Below are 26209 nucleotides of genomic sequence, written 5' to 3' on the forward strand. Positions count from 1 at the left end.
ATATGCGCCGTCTCACCGCACCCGGCTGGCCCGGTAACCTGCTGGCCGTGGTGGCCGGTGCTATCACCACCCTGGCGTTGGCGCCGTTCGATATCTGGCCGCTGGCGCTGGTGGCGGTCGGGATGTTCTATGCCGGGATGCGCCAGCTGACACCACGCCAGGCCTTCGGGCGTGGCTGGTGCTTCGGTTTTGGCCTGTTTGGCGCAGGTACCAGCTGGATCTACTACAGCATCCATCACTTTGGCGGCGCTTCGGTGCTTCTGGCCGGGCTGTTGATGCTGGCGTTCACCGCCGCGATCGCCCTGTTCTTTGCCCTGCCCGCCTGGCTCTGGGCACGCTGGCTCCGCCGTAACGAAGCGCCCCTGGCCGATGCCCTGGCGTTTGCTGCGCTGTGGGTGGGCCAGGAAGCATTTCGCGGCTGGTTCCTCACCGGTTTCCCCTGGCTGTACTCCGGTTACAGCCAACTCGACGGGCCGCTGGCCGGGCTTGCGCCGCTGGGCGGGGTGTGGCTGATCTCGTTTGCCCTGGCCCTGAGCGCTGCACTGATCGTCAACCTGCCACGTTTGCTGGCGGCCAAACGCAACGTGTTTGTCGGCGCCGGCCTGGTACTGCTGGTGGCACCGTGGGCCATTGGCCTGGCCCTCAAGCACCATGCCTGGACCAGCCCCGCTGGCGATCCACTGACCGTCGCGGCGATCCAGGGCAATGTCGAGCAGAGCATGAAGTGGGACCCGGCGCAGCTCAATGCGCAACTGGCGCTGTACCGCGACATGAGTTTTGCCTCCAAGCGCGTGGACCTGCTGATCTGGCCGGAAACCGCCGTGCCGGTGCTCAAGGAGTCCGTGGAGGGCTACCTGGGGATGATGGGCAAGTTCGCCGCCGACCGGAACGCCGCGATGATCACTGGCGTGCCGATCCGCCAGGAAGTGCGCCATGAAAAGCGCTATTTCAATGGCATCACCGTGGTCGGCCAGGGTGATGGCACCTATTTAAAGCAGAAGCTGGTGCCTTTTGGCGAGTACGTGCCGCTGCAGGATGTACTGCGCGGCCTGATTGCGTTCTTCGACCTGCCGATGTCGGACTTTGCCCGCGGCCCTGAAGACCAGGCACTGCTGCAAGCCAAGGGTTATCAGGTCGCCCCGTACATCTGCTACGAAGTGGTCTACCCGGAGTTTGCCGCCAGCCTCGCTGCCCGTAGTGACTTACTGTTGACCATCAGCAATGACACCTGGTTCGGCACCTCCATCGGCCCCTTGCAGCACCTGCAAATGGCCCAGATGCGAGCCCTGGAAGCCGGGCGCTGGATGATTCGCGCCACCAACAACGGCGTGACCGGCCTGATCAACCCGTTCGGGCAGATCACCGAGCAGATCCCGCAGTTCGAGCGCGGCATTCTCTATGGCGAGGTCGTGCCCATGCACAACCTGACGCCTTACCTGCAATGGCGTTCGTGGCCGCTGATCATCCTGTGCCTGGGCCTGTTTGGCTGGGCGCTGCTGGCCGCACGCATGGCCAAGACTGTCTAAACAACACAAAACCCAATGTGGGAGCCCGATCCCACATTTTGATTTGCGGCGTTAACGATAAAACAGCCGGTAACCTACCTGCCCCACCGCCTCATTGATCAACTGCCCGCTCTGCCAGATCGACTTGAACTCTGGCATCCAGCCGCCCAACGGCCGGGCATTGTCCACCCCCAGGAAGCCGACCGGCGCCGGCACCACGCTAAAGCCGGCCTTCTCGAAGCTCCACACCGAACGCGGCATGTGCCAGGCCTGGGTCACGACCACCACGCGCTTGATACCCTGGGGCAGCAGGATCTCGGCACTCATCTGTGCATTTTCCCAGGTAGTGCGGCTGCGCTCTTCCTTCCAGCGCACGGCCACGCCAAAATCTTGCTCCATCGACACCGCCATCAACTGCGCCTCGCTAGGCGGCGTGCCATAGTGCAGGCCACCAGTAGTCAATACCGGCAACCCCGACGCCTTGGCCAATCGCGCTGCATAGCGCTGGCGCTCCAGGCCGACACCAGTCGGCTGATCAGCGCCCCAGGCCGGGTCACCGCGTTCACGGCCCGAGCCCAGCACCACAATGGCATCGGCCCGTTGCGCCAGGCTGGCCCATTCGTCCAGTGCCAACGGCGGATCGGTTTCCAAGGCGCGCGCGCCCCACTCCACCACCGCCGGCAAGCTGATCAACCACATACCGCCAAACCCCAGGGCAAAGCACACACCGGCCAGGCGTGGACGGGTGCGACGGAACCACCAGGCAAGGGCCAGCAGCAGCAAGAGAATGCCGGGTGGCAGCAATAACTGTTTGATGAAATAACGAATAGGCATCGGGCATCTCCAAAGATGCCCGAAGCCTAAGGTGTAACGGGGTTTAGCGACAATCTTTACAAGCGGCGGATAACACTGATCAGGTTACTTGAATCGCACAGACCGTAGCTTTTCCGGGCTGCGACCGGCCGACAAGTCCTTGAGCCATACCACCTTGGAAGATCGCACCGGCTCCCTGGCGGGCACAGGTGCCAGCCATTGCGGGATTGGGCGCGCGCTCAAGTTCAAGTAGGCCTTGATCACTTCAAACTCTGCTGGGCTCAAGCCTCGCAGTTCCAGCTCATCAGGCCGCTCGTCACGCAATAGGCCTGCGGTTCTTGCTGCGTCCAGTGCTCGACCCAAGCGGTCGATCAGTCCTTCATACACTTCCGGCTTCGTTCTCATTCGCTGCGAATCAACCATCCCCTCACCTCATTAAAGATAAGTCTCACTCCCCAATAAACAGCGTAGCTGCGCTGACGCAACCAACCGCGCGCCGCGACCAACGGCCTGTGCTGCGCAATCAGGGTTTCCCTCGATAGAGTGGGGTCATGTATGCTACGGCGCTTCCTGTAACTCCACTTCCCGCAGGGTTTGGGCACGGACGCGCCGCTTTTTGGTGTCGATCAACCCGGACAATGCACCGAAGAGGATTAGGCCACCCCTATTCAGTTCAAAAGTAGCCATGCACGAACAATATCAGCCCCGTGAAATAGAAAATGCCGCCCAAACGTTCTGGGATGAGCAAAAGTCCTTTGAAGTCAGTGAACAGCCAGGCAAGGAGACTTACTACTGCCTATCGATGTTCCCTTACCCCAGCGGCAAACTACACATGGGGCACGTGCGTAACTACACCATCGGCGACGTAATTTCCCGCTACCAGCGCATGCTCGGCAAGAACGTCCTGCAACCTATGGGTTGGGACGCCTTCGGCATGCCCGCGGAAAACGCCGCGATGAAAAACAACGTAGCGCCCGCCAAGTGGACCTACGAAAACATCGCCTACATGAAGACCCAGCTGCGCAGCCTGGGCCTGGCCGTGGACTGGTCCCGCGAAGTGACCACCTGCAAGCCGGACTACTACCGCTGGGAACAATGGCTGTTCACTCGCCTGTTCGAAAAAGGCGTGATCTACAAAAAAAACGGCACCGTGAACTGGGACCCGGTCGACCAGACCGTCCTGGCCAACGAACAGGTGATCGACGGTCGCGGCTGGCGTTCCGGCGCGCTGATCGAGAAGCGCGAAATCCCGATGTACTACTTCAAGATCACCGCCTACGCCGATGAACTCTTGTCGAGCCTCGACGATCTGCCAGGCTGGCCTGAGCAGGTCAAGACCATGCAGCGCAACTGGATCGGCAAGTCCAAGGGCATGGAAGTACAGTTCCCCTACAATGTCGACTCCATAGGCGTTGCCGGCACGCTGAAAGTCTTCACCACCCGTCCAGATACCTTGATGGGCGCGACCTACGTCGCCGTGGCCGCCGAACACCCGCTGGCCGCCCAGGCCGCACAGAACAATCCTGAGCTGCAGGCGTTCATCGCCGAATGCAAAGGCGGCAGCGTGGCCGAAGCCGACGTCGCCACCCAGGAGAAAAAAGGCCTGCCGACCGGCCTGTTCGTCGAGCACCCGCTGACCGGCGAAAAACTGCCGGTGTGGGTCGCCAACTATGTGCTGATGCACTACGGCGATGGCGCAGTAATGGCAGTGCCCGCCCACGACGAGCGTGATTTCGAGTTCGCCACCAAGTACAGCCTGCCGATCAAATCCGTGGTGCGCACCAGCTCCGGCGAAACCAACCCGGCCCCGTGGCAGGACGCCTATAACGAACACGGCACCCTGATCAACTCCGGCGAGTTCGACGGCCTGGACTTCGCTGGTGCCTTCGACGCCATGGAAGTGGCACTGATCAAGAAAAACCTCGGTGCCTCGCGCACCCAGTTCCGCCTGCGCGACTGGGGCATCAGCCGCCAGCGCTATTGGGGCTGCCCGATCCCGATCATCCACTGCCAAAGCTGTGGCGACGTGCCGGTTCCGGAAGACCAACTGCCGGTGGTACTGCCCGAAGACGTGGTGCCGGACGGCGCCGGTTCGCCGCTGGCACGCATGCCCGAGTTCTACGAGTGCAGCTGCCCGAAATGCGGCCAGCCTGCCAAGCGTGAAACCGACACCATGGACACCTTCGTCGAGTCCTCGTGGTACTACGCCCGCTACGCCTCGCCGCACTATGAAGGCGGCCTGGTGGAAAAATCCGCGGCCGACCACTGGCTGCCCGTGGATCAGTACATCGGCGGCATCGAACACGCGATCCTGCACCTGCTGTACGCGCGTTTCTTCCACAAGCTGATGCGCGACGAAGGCCTGGTCAGTTCCGACGAGCCGTTCAAGAACCTGCTGACCCAGGGCATGGTCATCGCCGAGACTTACTATCGCCGCGAAACCAATGGCGCCTACACCTGGTTCAACCCGGCGGACGTGGAGCTGGAGCGTGACAGCAAGGCCAAGGTGATCAGCGCCAAGTTGAAATCCGACGGCCTGCCGGTGGAAATCGGTGGCACCGAGAAGATGGCCAAGTCGAAGAACAACGGCGTCGACCCCCAGTCGATGATCGACCAGTTCGGCGCCGACACCTGCCGCCTGTTCATGATGTTTGCCTCGCCACCCGACATGAGCGCCGAATGGTCCGACTCCGGCGTCGAAGGTTCGCACCGCTTCCTCAAGCGTGTCTGGCGCCTGGCCCATGCCCATATCAGCCAGGGCTTGCCGGGCAAACTGGACGTGGCATCGTTGAATGACGAGCAAAAACTTATTCGCCGCAGCGCCCACCTGGCCATCAAGCAAGCCAGCCAGGATGTGGGCCAGCATCATAAGTTCAACACAGCCATCGCCCAGGTGATGACCCTGATGAACGTGCTGGAAAAAGCGCCACAGGCCACCGAGCAGGATCGCGCCCTGGTACAGGAAGGCCTGGAAACCGTCGTGCTGTTGCTGGCGCCGATTACCCCGCACATCAGCCACGACTTGTGGAACCACTTGGGCCACAGCGGTGCGGTGATCGATGCACCATGGCCCGCAGCCGATGACAGCGCCCTGGTACAGGACACGCTGCAACTGGTGATTCAGGTCAACGGCAAACTGCGTGGTCAAATCGATATGCCTGCCAGCGCCAGCCGTGAAGAAGTCGAAGCGGCCGCACGCAGCAATGAGAACGTGCTGCGCTTCACCGAAGGCCTGACGATCCGCAAAGTGATCGTGGTGCCCGGCAAACTGGTCAATATCGTCGCTAGCTAATCGGATCGGGCGCCAGGGCAAGAGCCCCGGCGCCGAACAAAACCTCCAGGGCCTCGATAAGGCCCACATGGTTTCAAGGGGAGCAATAAAATGATCAAACGCAACCTGCTGGTTATGGGCCTTGCCGTACTGCTGAGCGCTTGCGGCTTCCAGCTGCGCGGCACCGGCACCACGGAACTGGCGATCAAGGAACTGGATGTCAGCGCGCGCAACGCCTATGGCGACACCGTGACCCAACTGCGCCAGACCCTGGAAAACAGCGGCGTCAAAGTCTATAGCGGCGCCGCCTACAAATTGGTGCTGATCGACGAGAAAGAGACCCAGCGTAACCTCAGCTACGCCAGTGCTGGCCGTTCTTCAGACATCGAGTTGAGCAGCGTGCTCCTGTTCCAGATCCAAGGCCACGACCAGTTGCCGCTGATCAGCGACAAGCTGCAAGTGCAGAAAGTCGTAACCCATGACGGTAACAACCTGGTCGGCTCCGACACCGAGGTCAATCAAGTACGCAGTGAAATGCGCCGTGACCTGGTCCAGCGGATGGTCCTGCGCCTGCAGATGATCAACCCGACCCAACTCGACGCCCTGCAGCAGACGGCCGACGCCAAGGCCAAGGCAGATGCCGAGGCGCTTAAAGCCGCGCAGGACTATGAAAACAGCATACCCAAGCAATCGCCTGTTGAAGTCCCTGTCGAGTAAACCAGGCGGGGCGCGTCATGCGCCCCGTCCATCCAGCCTATGAAACTTGCCCCCGCCCAACTCGCCAAGCACCTGCAAGGCAACCTCGCGCCTGTGTACATCGTCAGTGGCGATGATCCGCTGTTGTGCCAGGAAGCCGCCGACAGCATCCGCCAGGCTGCACGCCAGCAGGGTTTTGATGAGCGCCAGGTGTTCAGCGCCGATGCCAGCTTCGATTGGGGCACCCTGCTCCAGGCCGGGGCCAGCATGTCGCTGTTTGCCGAAAAGCGCCTGTTGGAGCTGCGCCTGCCTTCGGGCAAGCCCGGCGACAAAGGCGCAGCGGCGCTGATGGAATACTGCGCACGCCCTGCCGAGGACACGCTGCTGCTGATCAGCCTGCCCAAGCTCGATGGCAGTGCGCAGAAAACCAAATGGGGCAAGGCGCTGGTGGACGGGGCACACACCCAGTTCATCCAGATCTGGCCGGTCGACAGCAATCAGTTGCCGCAATGGATTCGCCAGCGTCTGTCGCAAGCCGGGTTGTCTGCCAGCCAGGACGCGGTCGAGCTGATTGCCGCGCGGGTTGAAGGCAACTTGCTTGCCGCCGCCCAGGAAATCGAAAAGCTCAAGCTGATGGCCGAGGGTGGCCAGATCACCGTCGAGACGGTCCAGGGCGCGGTGGCCGACAGTGCACGCTTTGACGTGTTTGGATTGGTGGATGCGATCCTCAACGGCGAGGCAACCCACGCCTTGCGCATGCTCGAAGGGCTGCGCGGTGAAGGGGTCGAGCCGCCGGTGATTCTCTGGGCCCTGGCGCGGGAGTTGCGGCTGCTGGCCAATATCGCCCTGCAATACAGCCAGGGCACGCCATTGGACAAGGCCTTCAGCCAGGCCCGCCCGCCGGTATGGGACAAGCGCAAGCCACTGATGAGCAAAGCCCTGCAGCGGCACTCGGCGCAACGCTGGGCGCAACTGCTGCTGGAGGCCCAGCGCATCGATGCACAGATCAAGGGCCAGGCTGCCGGGTCGCCGTGGATGAGTTTGAGCCGCTTGTCGCTGCTTATGTCAGGCCAGCGCCTGGCACTCCCCGCCGAATAACAAATCCCCCAGAGCAACACAAAACCAATGTGGGAGCAGGCTTGCTCGCGAAGACGGTGTGTCAGTCAATGGACCAGGTGACTGATACTGCCCTTTCGCGAGCAAGCCCGCTCCCACACAAGCCGGCATTTCACATTCAGGCCGAGGCCATGTCCTACATCGCGCAGGGCTGGACAGCCGGCCAACTTCGGCAGATTATTCGCAGCGCATTACCCACCCATCGGAGAGTACCAATCATGAGCAAAAAGCCATCCAAGCATGGCCCCAACAAGGCCAAATCCATCATTGCCCAGCCGTTGTTCCGCAGTCGCCAGGAACGAGCCGGCAAAGGCAAAGGCAGCTACCGCCGCGAAGCCTTCCAGTCTAACAGCTGGGAGGCTTCTTACTTTCTGGCTGCCTGAAGGCAAGCGCCCCTCTGGCATGATAAGGTCTGCACCTGATTCGTATTTCCTGGACCTGTGCATGCCCTCTAGTCTTTCCCGTCGTTGGCACCTTCGCCAATTGATTGCTGCCTCCAGCCTGATCCTGTTAGTCGCCTGCGCCGAAAAACCTACCGCCGCCGACGCTCAGCCCCTGCCCGCGCTCCAGACAGCAGCGGTTGCCGCTCCCGCCGTGGTTGCGCCACTGGCCGTGACCAATCTCGATATCCAGCCGACCCAGACCTTCGCCGAATGGCAGGCAGGTTTTCGCGTCGAAGCCCTGAAAGCCGGCATCACCCCTGCGGTATTCGACAGTGCATTCGCCAACGTCACCCCTGACATGGCAGTCATCCGTGCCGACCGCAGCCAGCCGGAGTTTTCCCGCCCGGTGTGGGAATACCTCAATGGTGCCTTGTCGCCGCTGCGCGTGCGTAACGGCCAGGCCTTGCTGATCAAGCATGCGGACATCCTGCAAAGCATCGAACAGCGCTATGGCGTGGATCGCCAGGTATTGGTCTCGGTGTGGGGCATGGAAAGCAACTTCGGCTCGTTCCAGGGCAATAACTCGGTGATCCGCTCCCTGGCGACCCTGGCCTACGAAGGCCGCCGCCCGGCATTCGCCCAGGCGCAGTTGCTGGCCGCACTGCAAATCATCCAGCACGGCGATATCCCGGCCGAGCAGATGCGCGGCTCCTGGGCCGGTGCCATGGGCCAGACCCAGTTCATACCGACCACCTACAACACCCACGCCGTGGACTTCGATGGCGACGGTCGTCGCGATATCTGGAACAGCTCGGCCGACGCCCTCGCCTCCACCGCGCACTACCTGCAAAGCTCAGGCTGGCAGAAAGGCCAACCGTGGGGCTTTGAGGTGCGGCAATTGCCGGCAGGCTTCGACTACGCCCTGGCGGATGGCGTGGTACGCAAGCCGATAGGCGAATGGTTGAAACTCGGCCTGCAGGTGCCCGCCGGCGCCAGCGTGCCACCCAACGTAGACACGTTGCCCGCTGCCCTGCTGCTGCCGGCAGGTCATCGTGGCCCGGCCTTCCTGGTGCTGGATAACTTCCGTGCGATTCTCAAGTACAACAACTCGTCGTCCTACGCCCTGGCGGTCGGGCTGTTGTCCGAACGATTTGGCGGCGGCGGGGTGATTCGCGGCGATTGGCCAACGGATGAACTGCCGCTGACCCGCTCCCAGCGTATCGAGTTGCAGACGGTGTTGAGCGCCAAGGGCTATGACGCTGGCAACCCGGATGGGATTATCGGCGCCAATACGCGCAAGGCGATTCGCGCGGCGCAGCAGTCGCTGGGTTGGCCGGCGGATGGGTATCCGACAGTGAAGCTGCTGGAAAGCCTGCTCAGCCGCTAATCCATTTGCTGGCGATGGCGGCCCTGAGATCGCTATCGCCGGCAAGCCGGCTCCTACAAGTCAACGCAGGACGACATCCTGCTCCAACACCACCCGCTGTTCCCCCGCATCCAGGCGCACCAGGGCGCCCATTGGCAAGGTCAGGTTCGGGTCACAATGGCCGCTGCGCCAGCCGGACAGGACCGGGATGCACAACGGTGCGAAGGTCTGTTTCAGCAGCCGCTCCAGCGCCACGCTCTCCACGCCGGCCACATCCCCCACCAGCACGCCGCGTACCTGCGCCAGCTTGCCCGCCAGGCGCAAATGCGTCAGCAGGCGGTCGATACGATAGATCGGCTCGTTGACGTCCTCGATAAACAGGATGACGCCCTCGGCATCGATTTCGAACGGCGTGCCCATCACCGCTGCGATCATCGATAGGTTGCCACCCAACAGGCGCCCACAGGCGATGCCCGGTTCAAGGGTGGTCAGCGGGTAGGCCACTGGGTGTGCCAGCACGCTGCCAACGCCCAACTGGCCACGCAGCAGGCCGAACAGTGAGGATTCGGTGGGTTGTTGCTTGTCGCCGAGCAGGTCGGCATTGAGCATCGGACCGTGGAAGGTCACAAAACCGGCGTAGCGGCTGATCGCCAGGTGCAGCGCGGTGATATCGCTGTAGCCAACGAAAGGCTTGGGATTGGCCGCCAGCAGCTCGAAATCCACATTGTCGAGCAAGCGTGGGGTGCCGTAGCCACCGCGCAGGCAGAAGATGGCGTCGATATCGGGGTTGGCGAAGGCCGCGTGCAGGTCGCGCAGGCGCACTTTGTCGCTGCCGGCCAGGTAACCATCGCGTTCATACACGCCCGGGAATATGTGCAATTCATAGCCACGGGCACGCATCCATTGCCCGGCCTTTTCAACGTCCAGCGCCGCGGGGCCGGCGGGAGCGATGAGGCCGATCACGCCTTCGGCGCGCAGGGCGGGGACAGGTTGGGTTGTCATCCGTGATTCTCCCTCTCTACAAATAAACCGCTCCCACACAAGCCCGCATTCCACATCGATTCTGCGTGCGGCTTAGGAAACCAGGCTAGCCTTGACCAGCTTGGCCTGCTCGTCGGCGTGGTACGAGGAACGCACCAACGGGCCCGAGGCGACGTTCTTGAAGCCCATCTTGTAGCCTTCTTCGGCAAACCAGGCAAAGGTGTCCGGATGCACGAAGCGCTGCACCGGCAAATGGCTGCGCGACGGCTGCAGGTACTGGCCGAGGGTCAGCATGTCGATGTCGTGTTCGCGCATGCGCTTCATGACTTCGATGACTTCATCGTCGGTTTCGCCCAGGCCCAGCATAAGACCGGACTTGGTGGGGATGTGCGGCATCATCTGCTTGAATTTCTGCAGCAGGGTCAGCGACCACTGGTAGTCCGAGCCCGGACGCGCGGCCTTGTACAGGCGTGGCACGGTTTCCAGGTTGTGGTTGAACACATCTGGCGGCTCGGCGGCGGTGATTTCCAGGGCGACATCCATACGGCCACGGTAGTCCGGGACCAGGGTCTCGAGCATCACGTTCGGTGACAGTTTGCGGATCTCGCGGATGCAGTCGGCAAAGTGCTGGGCACCACCGTCGCGCAGGTCGTCGCGGTCTACCGAGGTGATCACCACGTACTTGAGTTTCAGGTCGGCAATGGCGATGGCCAGGCTTTCCGGCTCGTTGACATCCAGTGGCTTGGGCCGGCCATGGCCAACGTCGCAGAACGGGCAACGACGGGTGCAGATGTCACCCATGATCATGAAGGTGGCGGTGCCGCCGGAGAAGCACTCGCCCAGGTTCGGGCAGGAGGCTTCTTCGCATACGCTGTGCAGCTTGTGTTTGCGCAGCAGCGCCTTGATGCGGTCGACTTCCGGCGAAACCGGGATGCGTACGCGGATCCAGTCAGGCTTTTTCGGCAGCTCGGTGGTCGGAATGATCTTCACCGGGATGCGTGCAACCTTCTCGGCGCCGCGCAGCTTGACGCCGGCTTCCACCTTGGCACGCGGAGCCGGGGCCGGACGCTCGGTAATGTCCAGCGTCGGGATCATGGTTTGCACAACATCAGTAGTCATATCAGTCGATTCCGCCCGTCAGGGTCGTCTGCTCAGCATAGTCGAGGTGTTTGACGAGCTGCGCGCGCAGCCGGGCACTTACCTCGGCAAATTCTATGGGTGTTGCGTGATCGCTCAACTGGGTCATGGCCAAACCGGCGTAACCACAGGGATTGATCCGGCGAAACGGTGCCAGGTCCATGTCCACGTTCAGGGCCAGGCCGTGAAAGGAACAACCATGACGGATGCGCAGGCCCAGGGAGGCGATTTTTGCGCCGTCGACATACACACCTGGAGCATCGGGCTTGGCCGCCGCAGTCACGCCGTAGCCGGCCAGCAGCTCGATCAGGCAGTTTTCCATGCGACTGACCAGCTCACGCACGCCATAACCCAGCTTGCGCACATCCAGCAGCAAGTAAGCCACCAGTTGGCCGGGCCCATGGTAAGTCACTTGGCCACCTCGGTCGACCTGCACCACCGCAATATCACCCGGAAGTAGTAGATGCTCAGCCTTGCCAGCCTGGCCCTGGGTGAATACCGGCGGGTGCTCCACCAGCCAGATTTCGTCGGGCGCCGAGCTGCCGCGTTCATTGGTGAAGCGCTGCATGGCATGCCAGACAGGCTCGTAAGCCATCTGGCCGAGCTCGCGAAAGCCCAGGACCTGTGACATCACAACACCATATGTACGAAACCGGTGGCTCGCAGTTCGCTGTTGATGTTGTAGAGCTGGTCTTGATCAGTCGCAACGATGTGCAACTGGATCGTGGTGTATTTGCCGGTAGAACTGGATCGCTCATCCACGCGCTGATCGTTGATCGTTGCGTGCTTGCGCACGATTTCAAGGATCAGGTCTTTACGGCCGACACCGGTATCGCTGATCACCTTGATGGGATAGTCCACCACCGGGAATTCGATCTTTGGCGCCTTTACTTCTTTATCGGTCATGGCGTAACGGCCTCGTAAGCGGTAAGCCGTGGCGACGGGCAAAGCCCCGCGTCGGATCAACGCGGGGCTTTGCGGGTGCACACAATCAGTTGAACAAGCCGTAGAAGAATAGACGGATGCTATCCCACACGCGGCGGAAGATACCACCTTCCTCAACAGCGTCGAGGGCGATCAGATCGGCGCTGTGTACGACTTTGTCGTCCAGCTTCACTTCGACTTTACCGATCACATCGCCCTTGGCGATTGGCGCGGTCAGTTGTGGGTTCATGGTCATGCTGGCAGCCAGTTTCTTCAACTGGCCTTTAGGCATGGTCAGGGTCAGGTCATCCGCCAGGCCGGCCTTGACTTGACGCTCGGTGCCTTTCCAGACCGGAGCCTGGGCCAGCTCAGCGCCCTTCTGGTAGAAGGTCTGGGTTTCGAAGAAGCGGAAACCGTAGGTCAGCAGCTTCTGGGTTTCGGCAGCACGGGCCTGTTCGCTATTGGTGCCGAACACCACGGCGATCAGGCGCTGGCCATCACGCACAGCCGAGGACACCATGCAGTAGCCGGCTTCGTCAGTGTGCCCGGTTTTCAGGCCATCGACGGTCTTGTCGCGCCACAGCAACAGGTTGCGGTTAGGCTGCTTGATGTTGTTCCAGAAGAATTCTTTCTGGGAGTAGATGGCGTAGTGCACCGGATCGACGCGAATGATCGCGCGCGCCAGGATCGCCATGTCATGGGCCGACGAGTAGTGGTCTGGGTTCGGCAGGCCGGTCGGGTTCATGAAGTGACTGTTGGTCATACCCAGGTCAGTCACGGTTTTGTTCATCATGTCGGCGAACGCATCTTCGCTGCCGGCAATGTGCTCGGCCAGGGCGACGCTGGCGTCGTTGCCGGACTGGATGATGATGCCGTGCAGCAGGTCGCTGACAGTCACCTGGGAGCCGACTTTGATGAACATCCGCGAGCCGCCGGTACGCCAGGCGTTTTCGCTGACGGTCACCGGATCGTTTTCACCGATCTGGCCGCGACGGATTTCCAGGGTCGCGATGTAGGCGGTCATCAGCTTGGTCAGGCTGGCCGGCGGAAGGCGCTGGTCACCGTTGTTTTCGACCAGCACGTTGCCGCTGGCGGCATCCATGAGCACGTAGGACTTGGCAGCCAGTTGCGGTGGCGCTGGCATCATTTCGACGGCCCAGGCAGCAGGCGCGATGATCAGCGGGACAAGCAGGCACAGGCGTTTGGCTAAGGTGGTGATGTTCATCCGTCTCTCGAAATTGCTTATGGAAACTTGCCCTCGCGGGCAAAACTATTCAGACAGCCCGTTGCCAGGCTGTCGCGTATTCAGTTGCCCGCTCAACCCTTGCCTTCGGGTTTTTATTATTCGACGAGCCTGCAACCAGGGCTCCGGCACGCAAGCGCGCCAGCACCCTAGATCCGCTACTGCTTATTCGGCGCTGACCAGGCTGGGCTGACCCAGGTTGGCCAGTCGCACGCTGTTCTGCACCTGGGCAATCTCGCCCGCCGAGCCGATGGGGCCCAGGCGTACCCGATGCAGGGTCTGCTGGTTACGCACGATGGAACTGATAAACACTGGCGCGCTGACCATCCCGCTGAGCTTGGACCTTAACAGTTCGGCCGCATCCGGGTTGGCGAAAGCGCCGACTTGCAGGTACTGCCCGCCCGCTGCACTGCCCGGCGCAGCCTGTGGCACGGCCACGACTGGCGCGGCGTGCTGCTGGGGCGGCGGCGTCCACTGCTCGACCTTGCCCGCCGAAGCGGTGATCTGCGGTTGTGCGCTTTGTGGTTCGTTGAGCATCAACGGCGCCGGCTTGCCTCGCTGGGCCCAGTACTGGGCCGGGTCAATGCCTTCGACCTTGACCCGCGCGGTGCCGGACTCGGCATAGCCGAGTTTTTTGGCGGCGGCGTAGGACAAGTCGATGATTCGGTCGGAATAGAACGGACCACGGTCGTTGACCCGCAGGATCACCACGCGGTTGTTGTCCAGGTTGGTCACGCGTACGTAGGCCGGCAGCGGCAGGGTCTTGTGCGCCGCGCTCATGCCGTACAGGTCATACACCTCGCCGTTGGCGGTGTTCTGACCGTGGAACTTGGTGCCGTACCAGGACGCCGTGCCCGACTGCACGTAGTTCTTGGACTCTTGCAGCGGGAAGTAGGTCTTGCCCAGCACCGTGTAGGGGTTGGCTTTATAGTTGCCGGTATGCAGGGTTGGCGTGGCATCCGGGATACGCGAGACATCGACGTCCCACCACGGCGCGCCGTCCTTGTGGGCCCGGTTGATATCCAGCCCCGGTTGCGCGCGGACTACCGGGCCACTGGCCTTCTGCGCCGGTGCACGGCTGGTGGAGCAACTGACAACCAGCAAGGACAATGCGGCCAGCGCCACCAGCTTGAGCGATTTATTGATCGGCGATACCGGCATTACTTGACGCCCCGTGCTTGAACCAGCATGTCTGACAGCTGATGCACGGCCATGGCGTACATCACACTGCGGTTATAACGCGTGATTGCGTAGAAATTCTTCAGGCCCATCCAATATTCCGGACCGTCTGCACCTTCCAGGCGGAAGGCAGTAACCGGCATATCATCGCGCAGCGCATCATGACTTGACCAGCCCAGCGCCCGCAACTCCCCGACGGTTTTCACCGGTTCTATGCCCTGGGTCAAGCCCTCATCGGCGCGATCGCCCGTGACATCGGCACGGATCACCACCGGCTCGCCAGCAACCCAGCCATGGCGCTTGAAGTAGCTGGCAACGCTGCCGATGGCATCGTCGGGGTTGCTCCAGATATTGATATGGCCGTCACCGTCAAAATCCACGGCATAGGCGCGAAAGCTGCTGGGCATGAACTGCGGCAGCCCCATGGCCCCGGCGTAGGAGCCTTTGAGGGTCAGCGGGTCGACCTGTTCTTCACGGGTCAGCAGCAGGAACTCACGCAGTTCCTTGCGGAAGAATTCGGCGCGGGGCGGATAATCGAAGCCCAGGGTCGACAAGGCGTCGATCACCCGGAAACTGCCGGTATTGCGCCCGTAAAAGGTTTCAACGCCGATGATCGACACAATCACCTGGGCCGGCACGCCATATTCCTGCTCGGCGCGGGCCAACACGGCCTCGTGCTGCCGCCAGAAATCCACGCCTCGCGCCACCCGGGCGTCGGTGAGGAACATCGGGCGATATTCCTTCCACTGCTTGACGCGCTCGGCAGGCCGGGAGATGGCGTCGAGGATCGACTGCTTGCGCTGGGCCTCGCGGAACACGCCCATCAGTTGTTCGCCGGCGAAACCATAGTCACGCGTCATCTCACCGACAAATTCGGCGACCTGGGGCGAGCCGTCGTAATCGCCGGCCAAGGCTTGCTGTGAAACGCCAAAGGCGCCCAACAGGCCCAGACAGGACGCATACCGAGCAGCCCAGCCGCGCATTGATTGCATTGACATCTTCACCTTATTCAAACCTGTGCGATCCACTTGCGATGGGTATGGATCGACATCAAAACCCCAAACGCTGACAGTAATGTCACCAGCGAAGTTCCGCCGTAGCTAATGAACGGCAACGGCACCCCAACCACCGGCAGCAGGCCACTGACCATACCGATGTTGACGAAAACGTAAACAAAAAAAGTCATTGTCAGCGCACCGGCGAGCAATTTGCCGAACAGCGTCTGCGCTTGTGCGGTAATCACCAGGCCACGCCCGATCAACAGCAAGTAGATCAGCAGCAGTGCGCAGATGCCCACCAGGCCGAACTCCTCGCCCATCACCGCAATAATAAAGTCGGTGTGGCTTTCCGGCAGAAAGTCCAGGTGCGACTGGGTGCCCAGCAACCAGCCCTTGCCAAACACGCCGCCGGAACCGATGGCGGCCTTGGACTGGATGATATTCCACCCGGTGCCCAGCGGATCGCTCTCGGGGTCGAGGAAGGTCAGGACCCGCTGCTTCTGATAATCGTGCATGAAGAAGAACCACATGGCGACAGCCACCGGCACGGTCGCCACCAGCACACTGACAATCCAGCGCCAGCGCAGGCCGCCCATGAACAGCACGAATGCACCGCCGGCAAGGATCAGCAGGCCGGTGCCGAGGTCCGGTTGGCGCACGATCAGAATGAACGGAATGCCGATCAGGATCAGGCTGATCCCCACGTGCTTGAGCTGCGGCGGCAAGGTGCGCTTGGCCAGGTACCAGGCGATGGTGGCCGGCATCAGGATCTTCATGAATTCCGACGGCTGGAAGCGAATCACGCCGGGAATATTGATCCAGCGGGTGGCGCCCATGGCGTTATGCCCCATGACATCCACCACCACCAGCAGCAGCACCCCGGCGACATACCCCAGCGGCACCCAGCGCGCCATGAAGCGCGGCTCCAACTGGGCGATGACGACCATCGACAACAGGCCCAGGCCGAACGACGACGCCTGCTTGATCAACAGGTCCCAGTTCTTGCCGCTGGCCGAGTACAGGACGAACAGGCTGCCGGCCGCCAGGGTCAGCAGCAGGATCAGCAAAGGGCCATCAATGTGCATGCGCTGCAACAAGGTGGCGCGGCGACGCATCACATCTTCACTGGAGAGGATGCGGTCAAAGTTACTCTTCACGGGCCGTAGCCTCCGCGCTTGAAGGGTTGGCAAACTCAGGCCTGAGCTTGCCGTCCTGGCCCAGCAACCACGCGTCCATGATCTGGCGCACCACCGGGGCGGCCACGCCGGAGCCGGACTCGCCGTTCTCGACCATCACCGCCACGGTGATTTTCGGGTTGTCGGCCGGGGCAAAACCGACGAACAAGGCGTGGTCGCGATGGCGCTCCTGAACCTTGGAGCGATCGTACTTCTCACCCTGCTTGATGGCCACCACCTGGGCGGTACCGCTCTTGCCGGCAATCCGGTACTGCGCGCCAACGGCCGCCTTGCGCGCCGTGCCTCGCGCACCGTGCATCACTTGTTGCATGCCGCGGTTGACCTTGGCCCAGTCAGACGGGTCACGCAGGATGATGTCCGGGATCGGATTTTCGTCCACCGGCTTTTCACCCTCGATGGTCTTGGCCAGGTGCGGTCGAATCCATTTACCCTTGCTGGCCACCAGTGCCGTGGCCTGGGCCAGTTGCAAGGGCGTGGCCTGCATGTAGCCCTGGCCGATCCCCAGGATCAGGGTTTCGCCCGGGAACCAGGCCTGACGGCGCGTGGCGCGCTTCCACTCTCGGGAAGGCATCAGGCCCGGGGATTCCTCAAACATGTCCAGGGACACTTTCTGGCCCAGGCCAAACTTGCCCATGTAGGCCGACAGGCGATCAATCCCCAGCTTGTGGGCCAGGTCATAGAAGTAGGTGTCGTTGGAACGCATGATCGCTGTATCCAGGTCCACATAGCCGTCGCCGGTACGGTTCCAGTTACGGTACTTGTGATCGTAGTTGGGCAGCATGTAGTAACCCGGATCGTAGACCCGGCTGGAAGCGGTAACGACACCGGCATCCAGGCCGGCAATCGCCACTGCTGGCTTGATGGTCGAACCCGGCGGGTAAAGACCGCGCAGCACCCGGTTGAACAGCGGTCGGTCAATGGAGTCGCGCAACTCGGCATACGCCTTGAAGCTGATCCCAGTGACAAAAGGATTAGGGTCAAAACTCGGCTGGCTGACCATGGCCAGTACCTCACCGGTGTTCGGATCCAGCGCAACCACCGCGCCACGACGGCCGCCAAGGGCCATTTCCGCCGCTTCCTGCAGCTTGATATCCAGGCTCAGGACGATGTCCTTGCCGGGAATCGGGTCGGTACGCTTGAGCACACGCAGCACCCGGCCACGGGCGTTGGTCTCAACCTCTTCGTACCCTACCTGACCGAGCAGCTCCGACTCGTAGAAACGTTCGATACCCGTCTTGCCGATATGATGCGTGCCCCTGTACTTCACTGGATCGAGGGATTTCTGCTCTTTTTCGTTGATCCGCCCCATATACCCGACCGAGTGGGCAAAGTGCGCTCCCTGCGGATAATGGCGGACCAATTGCGCCACCACTTCCACGCCCGGCAGGCGGAACTGGTTCACTGCGATCCTGGCGATCTGCTCTTCGGTCAGCTCAAACAGGATCGGCACCGGCTCAAACGGTCGGCGCCCCTGTTTCATGCGCTTTTCGAAAACAGCCCGATCTTCGGGGGGCAGTTGCAGAACGTCGACGATCACATCGAGAGTCTGCCGCCAATCACCGGAACGCTCCCGGGTCATGCTCAGGCTGAAGCTGGGCCGGTTATCCGCGATCACCACACCATTGCGGTCGAAAATCAGGCCACGGGTCGGCGGAATCGACTGCATATGCACCCGGTTGTTTTCTGACAATGTGGAGTGATATTCGTACTGGATCACCTGCAGGTAGTACAGGCGGACAATCAATACGCACATCAGCGTCACCACTGCGATCGCGCCAAAGATCACGCGCGCGCGTACAAGACGTGCGTCTTTCTCGTGGTCCTTGATGCGGATCGGCTGGGTCATCAGGCAGGGCGCAGACTATTTGTGGTAAGGGTGCCCGGACAGGACTGTCCAGGCGCGATACAGCTGTTCACCAATCAGGATCCGCACCAGCGGATGGGGCAACGTCAGGGGCGACAGCGACCAGCGCTGGTCGGCCCGCGCGCAGACTTCCGGCGCCAGCCCCTCGGGGCCGCCGACCATGAAGTTGACGGTGCGCGAATCCAGGCGCCAGCGATCCAGTTCCACCGCCAACTGTTCGGTGCTCCAGGGCTTGCCGTGCACCTCAAGGGTGACGATGCGCTCGTTGGGACCGACCTTGGCCAGCATCGCCTCGCCTTCCTGACGGATAAAGCGCGCCACATCGGCGTTCTTGCCCCGGGTGTTGAGCGGTATTTCCACCAGTTCCAGCGCCAGCTCGGATGGCAGACGCTTGGCATACTCATGCCAGCCTTCTTCCACCCACTTGGGCATGCGTGAACCGACAGCAATCAGACGCAGGCGCACAGCCGTTCCTTATTCCTGGTCTTTGTTGAGCTTGTCGAAGTGCGCGTGGCCGACTTCAGGGCTGTGGTGCTTGCCATCGGCAGCACGGCTCTGCTCGGCACCTTTCCACAGGCGCTCCAGGTCGTAGAACTGGCGGGCGTTGCTGGTCATCATGTGTACGATCACGGTGTCCAGGTCAGCCAGCACCCAGTCGCTGTCGCCCTTGCCTTCTTCACCCAATGGCTTGACGCCCTGGGCTTTGACGGCTTCGCGAACCTTGTCCAGCATCGCGCCGATCTGGCGGTTGGAAGTACCGGTGGCGATGATCATGAAGTCGGTGATGCTTTGCTTGTCACGCACGTCCAGGACCTGGATGTCCTGGGCCTTCACGTCTTCCAGGGCGGCGACGGCCAGCGCTACCAGCGCTTCACCCTCAGGAGCCGGGACCAGCAAGGCTTCCACCGGCAGCGGTGCGCTCTTGAATGTGCCTTTGCGTTTAACTTTGCTTACGTCTTTGTTCGTCATATAAAACTCGCTTTGCTCATTAGTTCGGGCGCTTCAATACACGACTATTCGTGCCTTCAAGCGCGCCTTTTCAGTTCGACGCACGGTAAAGCCCGTGCGCATCGATGTAGGCCAGGACCGCGTCAGGCACCAGGAAACGTACCGACTTACCGCTGGCCAGCAGTTGACGGATCTGGGTGGCCGACACCGCAAGCGGGGTCTGCCAGACGAATGCAATATTCCCGCTCGGCCCGGTCAGGGCCTGCGGGTCACTTACCGACCGCGCCGCCAACAGGTTGCGCAAGGCATCCGGCGGTTCGCTGTCGGCATCCGGGCGTTGCAAAACCAGGATGTGGCAATGCTGGAGCAACTCTTCCCAGCGATGCCAAGTGGGCAGTGCGCAAAATGCGTCCCAGCCCAAAAGCAGAAACAACTGGTCATCGGCGGCCAGCTCGGCCCGCGTCTGTTCCAGGGTGTCGATAGTGTAGGACGGTTTGTCGCGCTTGAGCTCCCGGTCGTCCACCACCAACGGGGCAATCCCGGCTACCGCGCACTGCACCATCGCCAGGCGCTCCTGCGCGCTGACCTGCGGCATGTCCCGGTGCGGCGGCCTGGCATTGGGGATCAGCCGCAGCTCTTCCAGCCCAAGGGTATCCGCCACTTCCAGGGCACTGCGCAAATGGCCGATGTGCACGGGGTCGAAGGTACCGCCGAGCAGCCCGATGCGTTTACCCATCAAGTGCGCACATGACCGTCACCAAAGACCACGTACTTCTCGCTGGTCAGGCCCTCCAGGCCAACCGGGCCACGGGCATGCAGCTTATCGGTGGAAATCCCGATTTCCGCTCCCAGGCCATACTCGAAGCCGTCGGCAAAACGTGTCGAGGCGTTGATCATCACCGAAGCGGAGTCCACCTCGTTGAGGAAACGCCGGGCATCGCTGAAATGCTCGGAAACAATGGCATCAGTGTGCTTGGAGCCGTAGGTGTTGATGTGTTCGATGGCCTGGTCCAGATCATCGACGATACGAATCGACAGGATCGGCGCCGTGTACTCGGTATACCAATCCTGCTCGGTGGCTTCGATCACATCGCTGCCCAGCAGTGCCCGGGTGCGCTCACAACCACGCAGCTCCACGCCCTTGTCACGGTAGATCGCAGCCAGCGGCGGCAACACGCGCTCGGCAATGCCGGCGTGGACCAACAGGGTCTCCATGGTGTTGCACGGCGCATAGCGGTGGGTCTTGGCGTTGTCGGCAATGCGGATCGCCTTGTCGAGATCGGCCGCCACATCGATAAACACATGGCAGACGCCATCCAGGTGCTTGATCACCGGCACCTTGGCATCACGGCTGACGCGCTCGATCAGGCTCTTGCCACCACGTGGCACGATCACGTCGACGAACTCCGGCATGGTAATCAGCGCACCGACGGCGGCGCGGTCGGTGGTTTCCACCACTTGCACCACTTCGGCCGGCAACTCGGCCAGGGCCAGGCCTTGCTGGATGCAAGCGGCGATGGCGCGGTTGGAATTGATGGCCTCGGAGCCGCCGCGCAGGATAGTGGCGTTGCCAGACTTCAGGCACAGGCTCGCGGCGTCGATGGTCACGTTCGGGCGCGACTCGTAGATGATGCCGATCACACCCAGGGGCACTCGCATCTTGCCGACCTGGATCCCCGACGGCAGGTAGCGCATGTCGCGGATTTCACCGATGGGGTCAGGCAGCTTGGCCACCTGGCGCAGGCCTTCGATCATGTCATCGATGCGTGCCGGCGTCAGCGCCAGGCGATCCAGCAATGCCGGCTCCAGACCATTGGCCCGACCGCTGGCCAGGTCCTGCTCGTTGGCAGCAGTCAGCTCGGAGCGCGAGGCATCCAGAGCATCGGCGGCCGCCAGCAACGCACGGTTCTTCTGTGCGGTGCTCGCACGGGCGATCAACCGCGAGGCCTGACGGGCAGCGCGACCCAGGCGGGTCATGTAGTCAAGAACGGACTCAGTCATGGTCTGGTGGGGTCTTGGCAAAGAGGAAAGCGGCAGATTATAGCTGTCGCGCCGTCCTACGGACAGCGGTGAGGGGCGGATGGTCGAAATGAACTGTAAAAATGCGACGTTCAGCGGTGATTAAGCCTGGAGTTGATATCATCCTGTCACATTTGACCTGTGCAACCGTCCATCGTCATGTCCAATTCCACCGCCAAGATCCCCGCCAACGCCCTGCCCGACGGCTTTTTCGACCGCGACGCGCAAACGCTCGCGAAAGATTTGCTGGGCAAAGTCATCCGCCATTGTGTCGGCGATTTGTGGCTGTCGGCACGAATTATTGAAACCGAAGCCTATTACTTGGCCGAAAAAGGCAGCCATGCGTCCCTCGGCTACACAGAAAAGCGTAAGGCTTTGTTTCTGGATGGCGGCCATATCTATATGTACTACGCTCGCGGCGGCGACTCCTTGAACTTCAGCGCCCAGGGTCCGGGCAATGCCGTGTTGATCAAGTCTGCCTACCCGTGGGTGGACGAAATGTCAGGGGCCGCAAGCCTGGCGCAAATGCTCCTGAACAACCCCGACGCCCGTGGCCGCCCGCGCCCGGCCCAGAAGCTCTGCGCCGGACAGACCCTGTTGTGCAAGGCCCTGGGCTTGAAAGTGCCGACGTGGGACGCCAAGCGCTTCGACCTGGAGCGGCTCTACGTCGAAGATGTAGGCCTGGTACCCACGCAGATTATCCAGACCACCCGCCTGGGCATTCCCGGCGGGAGGGATGAACACCTGATGTATCGCTTCGTCGATACGAGCTTCGCGCCCTATTGCACACGGAACCCGTTGCGACGCGGTCAGGTCGAAGGCCGCGACTACGTTTTGATTTGAATATCTGAAACAACCGCTCCTGCTGCAAATGTCATCTGCAATACCCTAGAGCCCCTGTAGGAGCTGGCTTGCCAGCGATAGCGGTGAATCAGGCAACATCACGGTTACTGTCCTGATGCTATCGCTGGCAAGCCAGCTCCTACAGGGGATCGCCGGTGTTTTGAACGATGCGTTGCCAAGCCCGGAGCGGTTCATTGATGGAGTTGATTGTATGGGCCCATGGCTCGATGGCATTACCGGTTGGCTGACCCTTAACCCGCAATGGCTGGCAGCGGCGGTGTTTATCGTCGCGTTTGTGGAATGCCTGGCCATCGCCGGGATTATCGTACCGGGCACGGTATTGATGTTTGCAATTGCCGCACTGGCCGGCAGCGGCGCGCTGTCTCTGGGTGAAACCCTGCTGCTGGGTTTGCTCGGCGGGCTGCTGGGCGATGGGGTTTCCTACTACCTGGGCCGGCATTTCCACCAGAACATCCGGCGCCTGCCAGGCCTGCGCCATCATCCCGAGTGGATGGACGGGGCCGAGGCCTATTTTCAGAAATACGGCATTGTCAGCCTGCTGGTGGGTCGCTTCATCGGCCCACTGCGTCCGATGCTGCCCATGGTTGCCGGGATGTGCGACATGCCCTTCCCGCGCTTTGCCGCCGTCAGCGTACTGGCAGCCTCCGGCTGGTCAATAGCCTACCTGCTGCCTGGCTGGGCCGCTGGCGCGGCGTTTCGCCTGCCGTTGCCCGAAGGGTTCTGGTCCGAGGCCGGGGTGGTTGCCGCCTGCCTGGCCGTATTGTTCGGCATCGCCCTCAACAGTACCCTGCGCGGTCACCGCCGGGCCACGCTGTGGATGGGCTGCGCCAGCCTGGCACTGTTGATCGCGATGTTTATCGGTTATCCGTACCTGAACCATTTTGACCAGGGCTTGATGGCACTGGTCCAGGAACATCGCAGCCCTGCCATGGACCGGGCCATGGTGATGATCACCCAGCTCGGCGAATTCAAGAAAATGTTCGTTGCCAGCGCCGTGCTGACTGGCCTGCTGTTGCTGGCACGGCAATGGCGCCAGGGGATTTTCGTCGGCGCCACCCTGCTGGGGGCCGCCTTGATCAATACCGGGAGCAAGCTGTTCTTTGCCCGCGGGCGCCCGGAAATCCTCGTCGACCCGCTGACCAGCTTCAGCATGCCCAGCGGCCACGCCTCTGGCGCATTTGCGTTCTTCCTGGCGCTGGCAGTGCTGGCCGGCCGCGGCCAACCGACTCGCATGCGTCTGGCCTGGCTGCTGCTGGGGGCGATCCCGGCCGCGGCCATTGCCCTGTCGCGGGTGTATCTGGGCGCTCACTGGCCAAGCGATATCCTCGCCGGCACGTTACTCGCAATGACGGTTTGCGCCTTCAGCCTGACCTTGAGCCAGCGCCACAGCCTGCTACCGCCCATGGCGCCAAAGGTGTGGTGGCTGGTCGTGCCGGGGTGCGTGGCAGTCCTGGGGTTCTTCGCCCTGACCGGAACCTCCCACGCCATGCTGCGCTACGCCTATTGATCTACGCAGGGCCGACCCAATCCGCGGGAGCGTTACGCCGCTCAACATAGCGCTCCCGACGCTCCAATAACATTTCATCGGCAATTTCGGCAGCCCGTTCGGCAATGTACTCCGGACCACGGTCGCCGGCCTGCTGAATGAGCTGTGTGGTAACACTGACAAAAAAAGCATCCCAGACCGGCTGCTCCGATGGCGACAATCGAATCATGTTCGTTCCTTGGTAGTGGTGGTGAAGCTCCACTATTTCAGGCAAAACGCACACGGCAACGCGGAAAAATCCGAAACCTCCACGGAAAAATCCGAGGCCATCAAGCTCATGGGAACAGCTCGCCTTGCAACTCATCCAGCAGCAATTGAATGGCGTCCAGCCGTTGCTGGGGATCGTCAAGTTGCAGCAACTCGATTTTGTCGGCGTCGATAAACGGCAACAGATAAGCCAGGCGGTTGCCCAGCTCCTGCTGCCCTTGCACGTCAGCGCTCATGTCCAGCGAGGCGACCATCGGGTGTTGCGCCAAGGCTTCAAGCAGCGCCAGCAGATCGGCATCTTCCTCATCCAGCGGGCGCTCAGGCTGTTCATCCAGCCACTCGACATCCGCTATCAGCAGTTGATCGCGCTGCACATCCGCCTCCAGCACCCGAAACCTGCGCCCGCCTTCGACACGAATCCCCAGCAAGCCGTTGTCCTGCTGCTTGAAATCACGAATCAGCGCTTCGCAACCAATCACTGCATAGCCGTCCGGCGCCAGGCCGACTTCCCGGCCATCAAGGATGCAGACCACGCCGAAGCCTTCGCCCTTTTTCATGCAGCGACCGATCATGTCCAGGTAGCGTGCCTCGAACAGCTGCAGGTCGAGGGTGCAACCAGGAAACAGCACCGTATTGAGAGGGAACAGCGCCAGACTCATATAGCGTTCCTTAAACCCTGCTTAAATCGCCAAAGACACCGCCAGTGGCAGGAACACTGCCGTGGCCACGCCCATCAAACTCATCGCCAATGCGGCAAAGGCGCCGCACTCCTCGCTTTCCTGCAAGGCCACCGAAGTGCCGACTGCGTGGGCGGTCATGCCCAGGGCCATGCCCCGCGCCTCCGGGCTGTGTACCCCCAGGCGCGACAGATAGGCTGGCCCGATCATCGCACCGATCACCCCGGTGATCAGCACGAACACCGCCGCCAGCGCCGCCACACCGCCGATCTGCTCGGCCACCAGCATGGCGATGGGCGAGGTCACCGACTTGGGCGCCATGGTCATCAGCACCATGTGTTCGGCGCCAAACCACCAACCAAGCCACACGCACAAGCCGGTGGCAAACACGCCACCCACCACCAGCGTAGTAAAAATCGGCCAGAACAACTGGCGAATCCGCCGTAGGTTCAGATACAGCGGCACCGCCAGTGCCACGGTGGCCGGGCCCAACAGGATGCTCATGATCTCGGTGCTCTTGCGGTACTCGACGTAGGTCAACCCGCAACCCAGCAGCACCCCGATCACCAGCAGCATCGACACCAGCACCGGCTGCAGGAAGATCCAGCGGGTCTTCTCGAACCCCGCCAGCACCAATTGATAGGCGCCCAGGGTAATGCCGATGCCAAACAATGGATGGTGAATCACCGCTGCCCACGCGCCCGGCCAATCGAAGGTCATTGTTCCTCCTCCCGCCGCGCCTGACGCTTGACCAGTTTTTGCATCATCACACCCACAACGCCCATGGCGATCACCAGCGACAAGACCAGCGCCCCGACGATGGCCCAGAAGTCGGCGGCAATATCCTTGGCGTACACCATGACGCCCACCGCAGGCGGCACCAGCAGCAACGGCAGGTACCGCAACAGGCTGCCAGCCGCCAGGCTCAATGGCTCTCCGACCTCGCCGCGCCATACCAGGTACGCCAGCAGCAATAGCAGGCCGACAATCGGCCCCGGCAAGACCGGCAGGAACAAGTGATTGATCGCCGTGCCGAGCAATTGAAACAACACCAACCATGTAAGACCGCGTAACAACATCCGCCTTCTCCCCAAAAGCCCCGGGCATTATAAGCATGGCGCCCCTATGAACTGGCATTCGCCAAAAGCATGGTGGGTTGACCGGGCCATTTGCCCATGATGATCTACATTGGTTCTCTGCAATCCACCTAAAACAACAACACCCCTGCCGGCACCGGCGTGCCCGCGCCGGCAGGGAGAGATCGATGAACCAAGGA

Annotated in this window: 27 protein-coding genes; 8 read left to right on the forward strand and 19 right to left on the reverse strand. The window is 61.7% G+C overall.

Annotated elements, in window-relative coordinates; translation table 11 throughout:
• Window positions 1-2: 2 nt before the first annotated feature.
• Window positions 3-1526 carry an apolipoprotein N-acyltransferase gene (lnt, locus tag HZ99_RS13180; RefSeq protein WP_038443561.1) on the forward strand — a complete coding sequence of 508 codons (1524 nt, stop codon included), beginning with the start codon at window positions 3-5 and terminating at the stop codon, window positions 1524-1526.
• Window positions 1527-1577: 51 nt separating this feature from the next.
• Here lnt and HZ99_RS13185 read toward each other — a convergent pair whose 3' ends face one another.
• Both HZ99_RS13185 and HZ99_RS13190 read right to left on the reverse strand, forming a co-directional pair.
• Window positions 1578-2339, reverse strand: a complete 762-nt coding sequence (locus HZ99_RS13185) for a YdcF family protein (RefSeq protein ID WP_038443562.1) — start codon at window positions 2337-2339, stop codon at window positions 1578-1580.
• An 84-nt stretch (window positions 2340-2423) separates the two neighbouring features.
• A complete protein-coding gene (locus tag HZ99_RS13190; RefSeq protein WP_038443563.1) occupies window positions 2424-2741 on the reverse strand; it encodes a hypothetical protein in 318 nt (105 codons plus the stop codon).
• 262 nt (window positions 2742-3003) lie between these two features.
• On the opposite strand from HZ99_RS13190, the gene leuS reads away from it, so the two are divergent.
• The 5 genes from leuS to HZ99_RS13215 all read left to right on the forward strand — a co-directional run bounded on the left by leuS (window position 3004) and on the right by HZ99_RS13215 (window position 9171).
• A complete protein-coding gene (gene leuS / locus HZ99_RS13195) occupies window positions 3004-5610 on the forward strand; it encodes a leucine--tRNA ligase (RefSeq protein ID WP_038443564.1) in 2607 nt (868 codons plus the stop codon).
• Between the two features lie 90 nt (window positions 5611-5700).
• Window positions 5701-6306, forward strand: a complete 606-nt coding sequence (gene lptE / locus HZ99_RS13200; protein ID WP_038443565.1) for an LPS assembly lipoprotein LptE — start codon at window positions 5701-5703, stop codon at window positions 6304-6306.
• 39 nt (window positions 6307-6345) lie between these two features.
• Window positions 6346-7383, forward strand: a complete 1038-nt coding sequence (holA, locus tag HZ99_RS13205; protein WP_038443566.1) for a DNA polymerase III subunit delta — start codon at window positions 6346-6348, stop codon at window positions 7381-7383.
• A 236-nt stretch (window positions 7384-7619) separates the two neighbouring features.
• Complete coding sequence (arfA, locus tag HZ99_RS13210) at window positions 7620-7784, forward strand: alternative ribosome rescue factor ArfA (RefSeq protein WP_003176285.1); 165 nt, start codon at window positions 7620-7622, stop codon at window positions 7782-7784.
• A 61-nt stretch (window positions 7785-7845) separates the two neighbouring features.
• Entirely contained in the window at window positions 7846-9171 is a 1326-nt protein-coding gene (locus HZ99_RS13215) for a lytic murein transglycosylase (protein WP_038443567.1), read from the forward strand.
• 60 nt (window positions 9172-9231) lie between these two features.
• On the opposite strand, the gene HZ99_RS13220 is transcribed toward HZ99_RS13215, so the two are convergent.
• From HZ99_RS13220 to HZ99_RS13280, 13 genes are all read right to left on the reverse strand, one after another.
• Window positions 9232-10152, reverse strand: a complete 921-nt coding sequence (locus HZ99_RS13220) for a S66 peptidase family protein (RefSeq protein ID WP_038443569.1) — start codon at window positions 10150-10152, stop codon at window positions 9232-9234.
• A 72-nt stretch (window positions 10153-10224) separates the two neighbouring features.
• Window positions 10225-11226, reverse strand: a complete 1002-nt coding sequence (gene lipA, locus HZ99_RS13225) for a lipoyl synthase (protein WP_162473202.1) — start codon at window positions 11224-11226, stop codon at window positions 10225-10227.
• Window positions 11227-11251: 25 nt separating this feature from the next.
• The gene (gene lipB / locus HZ99_RS13230; protein ID WP_038443571.1) at window positions 11252-11899 is read right to left on the reverse strand and encodes a lipoyl(octanoyl) transferase LipB; all 648 of its coding nucleotides are present in this window, start codon (window positions 11897-11899) and stop codon (window positions 11252-11254) included.
• Complete coding sequence (locus tag HZ99_RS13235; RefSeq protein ID WP_015886061.1) at window positions 11899-12174, reverse strand: DUF493 domain-containing protein; 276 nt, start codon at window positions 12172-12174, stop codon at window positions 11899-11901. The genes lipB and HZ99_RS13235 overlap by 1 nt, the downstream gene beginning before the upstream one ends.
• Window positions 12175-12259: 85 nt before the next feature.
• Window positions 12260-13417, reverse strand: coding sequence for a D-alanyl-D-alanine carboxypeptidase family protein (locus HZ99_RS13240; protein WP_029292257.1), 1158 nt, complete (start codon window positions 13415-13417; stop codon window positions 12260-12262).
• Window positions 13418-13600: 183 nt separating this feature from the next.
• The gene (locus HZ99_RS13245) at window positions 13601-14596 is read right to left on the reverse strand and encodes a septal ring lytic transglycosylase RlpA family protein (RefSeq protein ID WP_038443573.1); all 996 of its coding nucleotides are present in this window, start codon (window positions 14594-14596) and stop codon (window positions 13601-13603) included.
• Window positions 14596-15606 (reverse strand): lytic murein transglycosylase B, encoded by a 1011-nt coding sequence (gene mltB, locus HZ99_RS13250; RefSeq protein ID WP_038443574.1) that lies wholly within the window; start codon window positions 15604-15606, stop codon window positions 14596-14598. The genes HZ99_RS13245 and mltB overlap by 1 nt, the downstream gene beginning before the upstream one ends.
• Before the next feature lie 17 nt (window positions 15607-15623).
• A complete protein-coding gene (rodA, locus tag HZ99_RS13255; RefSeq protein ID WP_051903312.1) occupies window positions 15624-16727 on the reverse strand; it encodes a rod shape-determining protein RodA in 1104 nt (367 codons plus the stop codon).
• Window positions 16728-16758: 31 nt separating this feature from the next.
• Window positions 16759-18654: a penicillin-binding protein 2 gene (mrdA, locus tag HZ99_RS13260; protein ID WP_038443577.1), complete on the reverse strand. Its 1896-nt coding sequence runs from the start codon at window positions 18652-18654 to the stop codon at window positions 16759-16761.
• A 15-nt stretch (window positions 18655-18669) separates the two neighbouring features.
• Window positions 18670-19137 carry a 23S rRNA (pseudouridine(1915)-N(3))-methyltransferase RlmH gene (gene rlmH, locus HZ99_RS13265; protein ID WP_003185785.1) on the reverse strand — a complete coding sequence of 156 codons (468 nt, stop codon included), beginning with the start codon at window positions 19135-19137 and terminating at the stop codon, window positions 18670-18672.
• A 9-nt stretch (window positions 19138-19146) separates the two neighbouring features.
• On the reverse strand, window positions 19147-19641 hold the full coding sequence (rsfS, locus tag HZ99_RS13270; RefSeq protein ID WP_032861691.1) for a ribosome silencing factor: 495 nt from the start codon (window positions 19639-19641) through the stop codon (window positions 19147-19149).
• A gap of 70 nt (window positions 19642-19711) precedes the next feature.
• Complete coding sequence (gene nadD, locus HZ99_RS13275; protein WP_038443580.1) at window positions 19712-20356, reverse strand: nicotinate-nucleotide adenylyltransferase; 645 nt, start codon at window positions 20354-20356, stop codon at window positions 19712-19714.
• Window positions 20356-21621: a glutamate-5-semialdehyde dehydrogenase gene (locus HZ99_RS13280; RefSeq protein ID WP_038443581.1), complete on the reverse strand. Its 1266-nt coding sequence runs from the start codon at window positions 21619-21621 to the stop codon at window positions 20356-20358. Before HZ99_RS13280 ends, nadD begins: the two co-directional genes overlap by 1 nt.
• Window positions 21622-21798: 177 nt before the next feature.
• Here HZ99_RS13280 and HZ99_RS13285 point away from each other — a divergent pair, with 177 nt between their 5' ends.
• Both HZ99_RS13285 and HZ99_RS13290 read left to right on the forward strand, forming a co-directional pair.
• Window positions 21799-22482: a DNA-3-methyladenine glycosylase gene (locus HZ99_RS13285; RefSeq protein WP_038448065.1), complete on the forward strand. Its 684-nt coding sequence runs from the start codon at window positions 21799-21801 to the stop codon at window positions 22480-22482.
• 211 nt (window positions 22483-22693) lie between these two features.
• Complete coding sequence (locus HZ99_RS13290) at window positions 22694-24010, forward strand: bifunctional DedA family/phosphatase PAP2 family protein (protein ID WP_038443582.1); 1317 nt, start codon at window positions 22694-22696, stop codon at window positions 24008-24010.
• Between the two features lies 1 nt (window position 24011).
• Here the strand turns inward: HZ99_RS13290 and HZ99_RS13295 are convergent, their stop codons facing one another.
• The 4 genes from HZ99_RS13295 to HZ99_RS13310 all read right to left on the reverse strand — a co-directional run bounded on the left by HZ99_RS13295 (window position 24012) and on the right by HZ99_RS13310 (window position 26012).
• On the reverse strand, window positions 24012-24218 hold the full coding sequence (locus tag HZ99_RS13295; protein WP_038443584.1) for a hypothetical protein: 207 nt from the start codon (window positions 24216-24218) through the stop codon (window positions 24012-24014).
• A gap of 106 nt (window positions 24219-24324) precedes the next feature.
• Window positions 24325-24915 carry an LON peptidase substrate-binding domain-containing protein gene (locus HZ99_RS13300; protein ID WP_038443586.1) on the reverse strand — a complete coding sequence of 197 codons (591 nt, stop codon included), beginning with the start codon at window positions 24913-24915 and terminating at the stop codon, window positions 24325-24327.
• A 21-nt stretch (window positions 24916-24936) separates the two neighbouring features.
• Window positions 24937-25653 (reverse strand): LrgB family protein, encoded by a 717-nt coding sequence (locus HZ99_RS13305; protein ID WP_038443587.1) that lies wholly within the window; start codon window positions 25651-25653, stop codon window positions 24937-24939.
• Window positions 25650-26012, reverse strand: coding sequence for a CidA/LrgA family protein (locus HZ99_RS13310; protein ID WP_038443588.1), 363 nt, complete (start codon window positions 26010-26012; stop codon window positions 25650-25652). Before HZ99_RS13310 ends, HZ99_RS13305 begins: the two co-directional genes overlap by 4 nt.
• Window positions 26013-26209: the final 197 nt, after the last annotated feature.

It is taken from the genome of Pseudomonas fluorescens, from assembly GCF_000730425.1.
GTDB classification, from domain to species: Bacteria; Pseudomonadota; Gammaproteobacteria; order Pseudomonadales; family Pseudomonadaceae; genus Aquipseudomonas; species Aquipseudomonas fluorescens_X.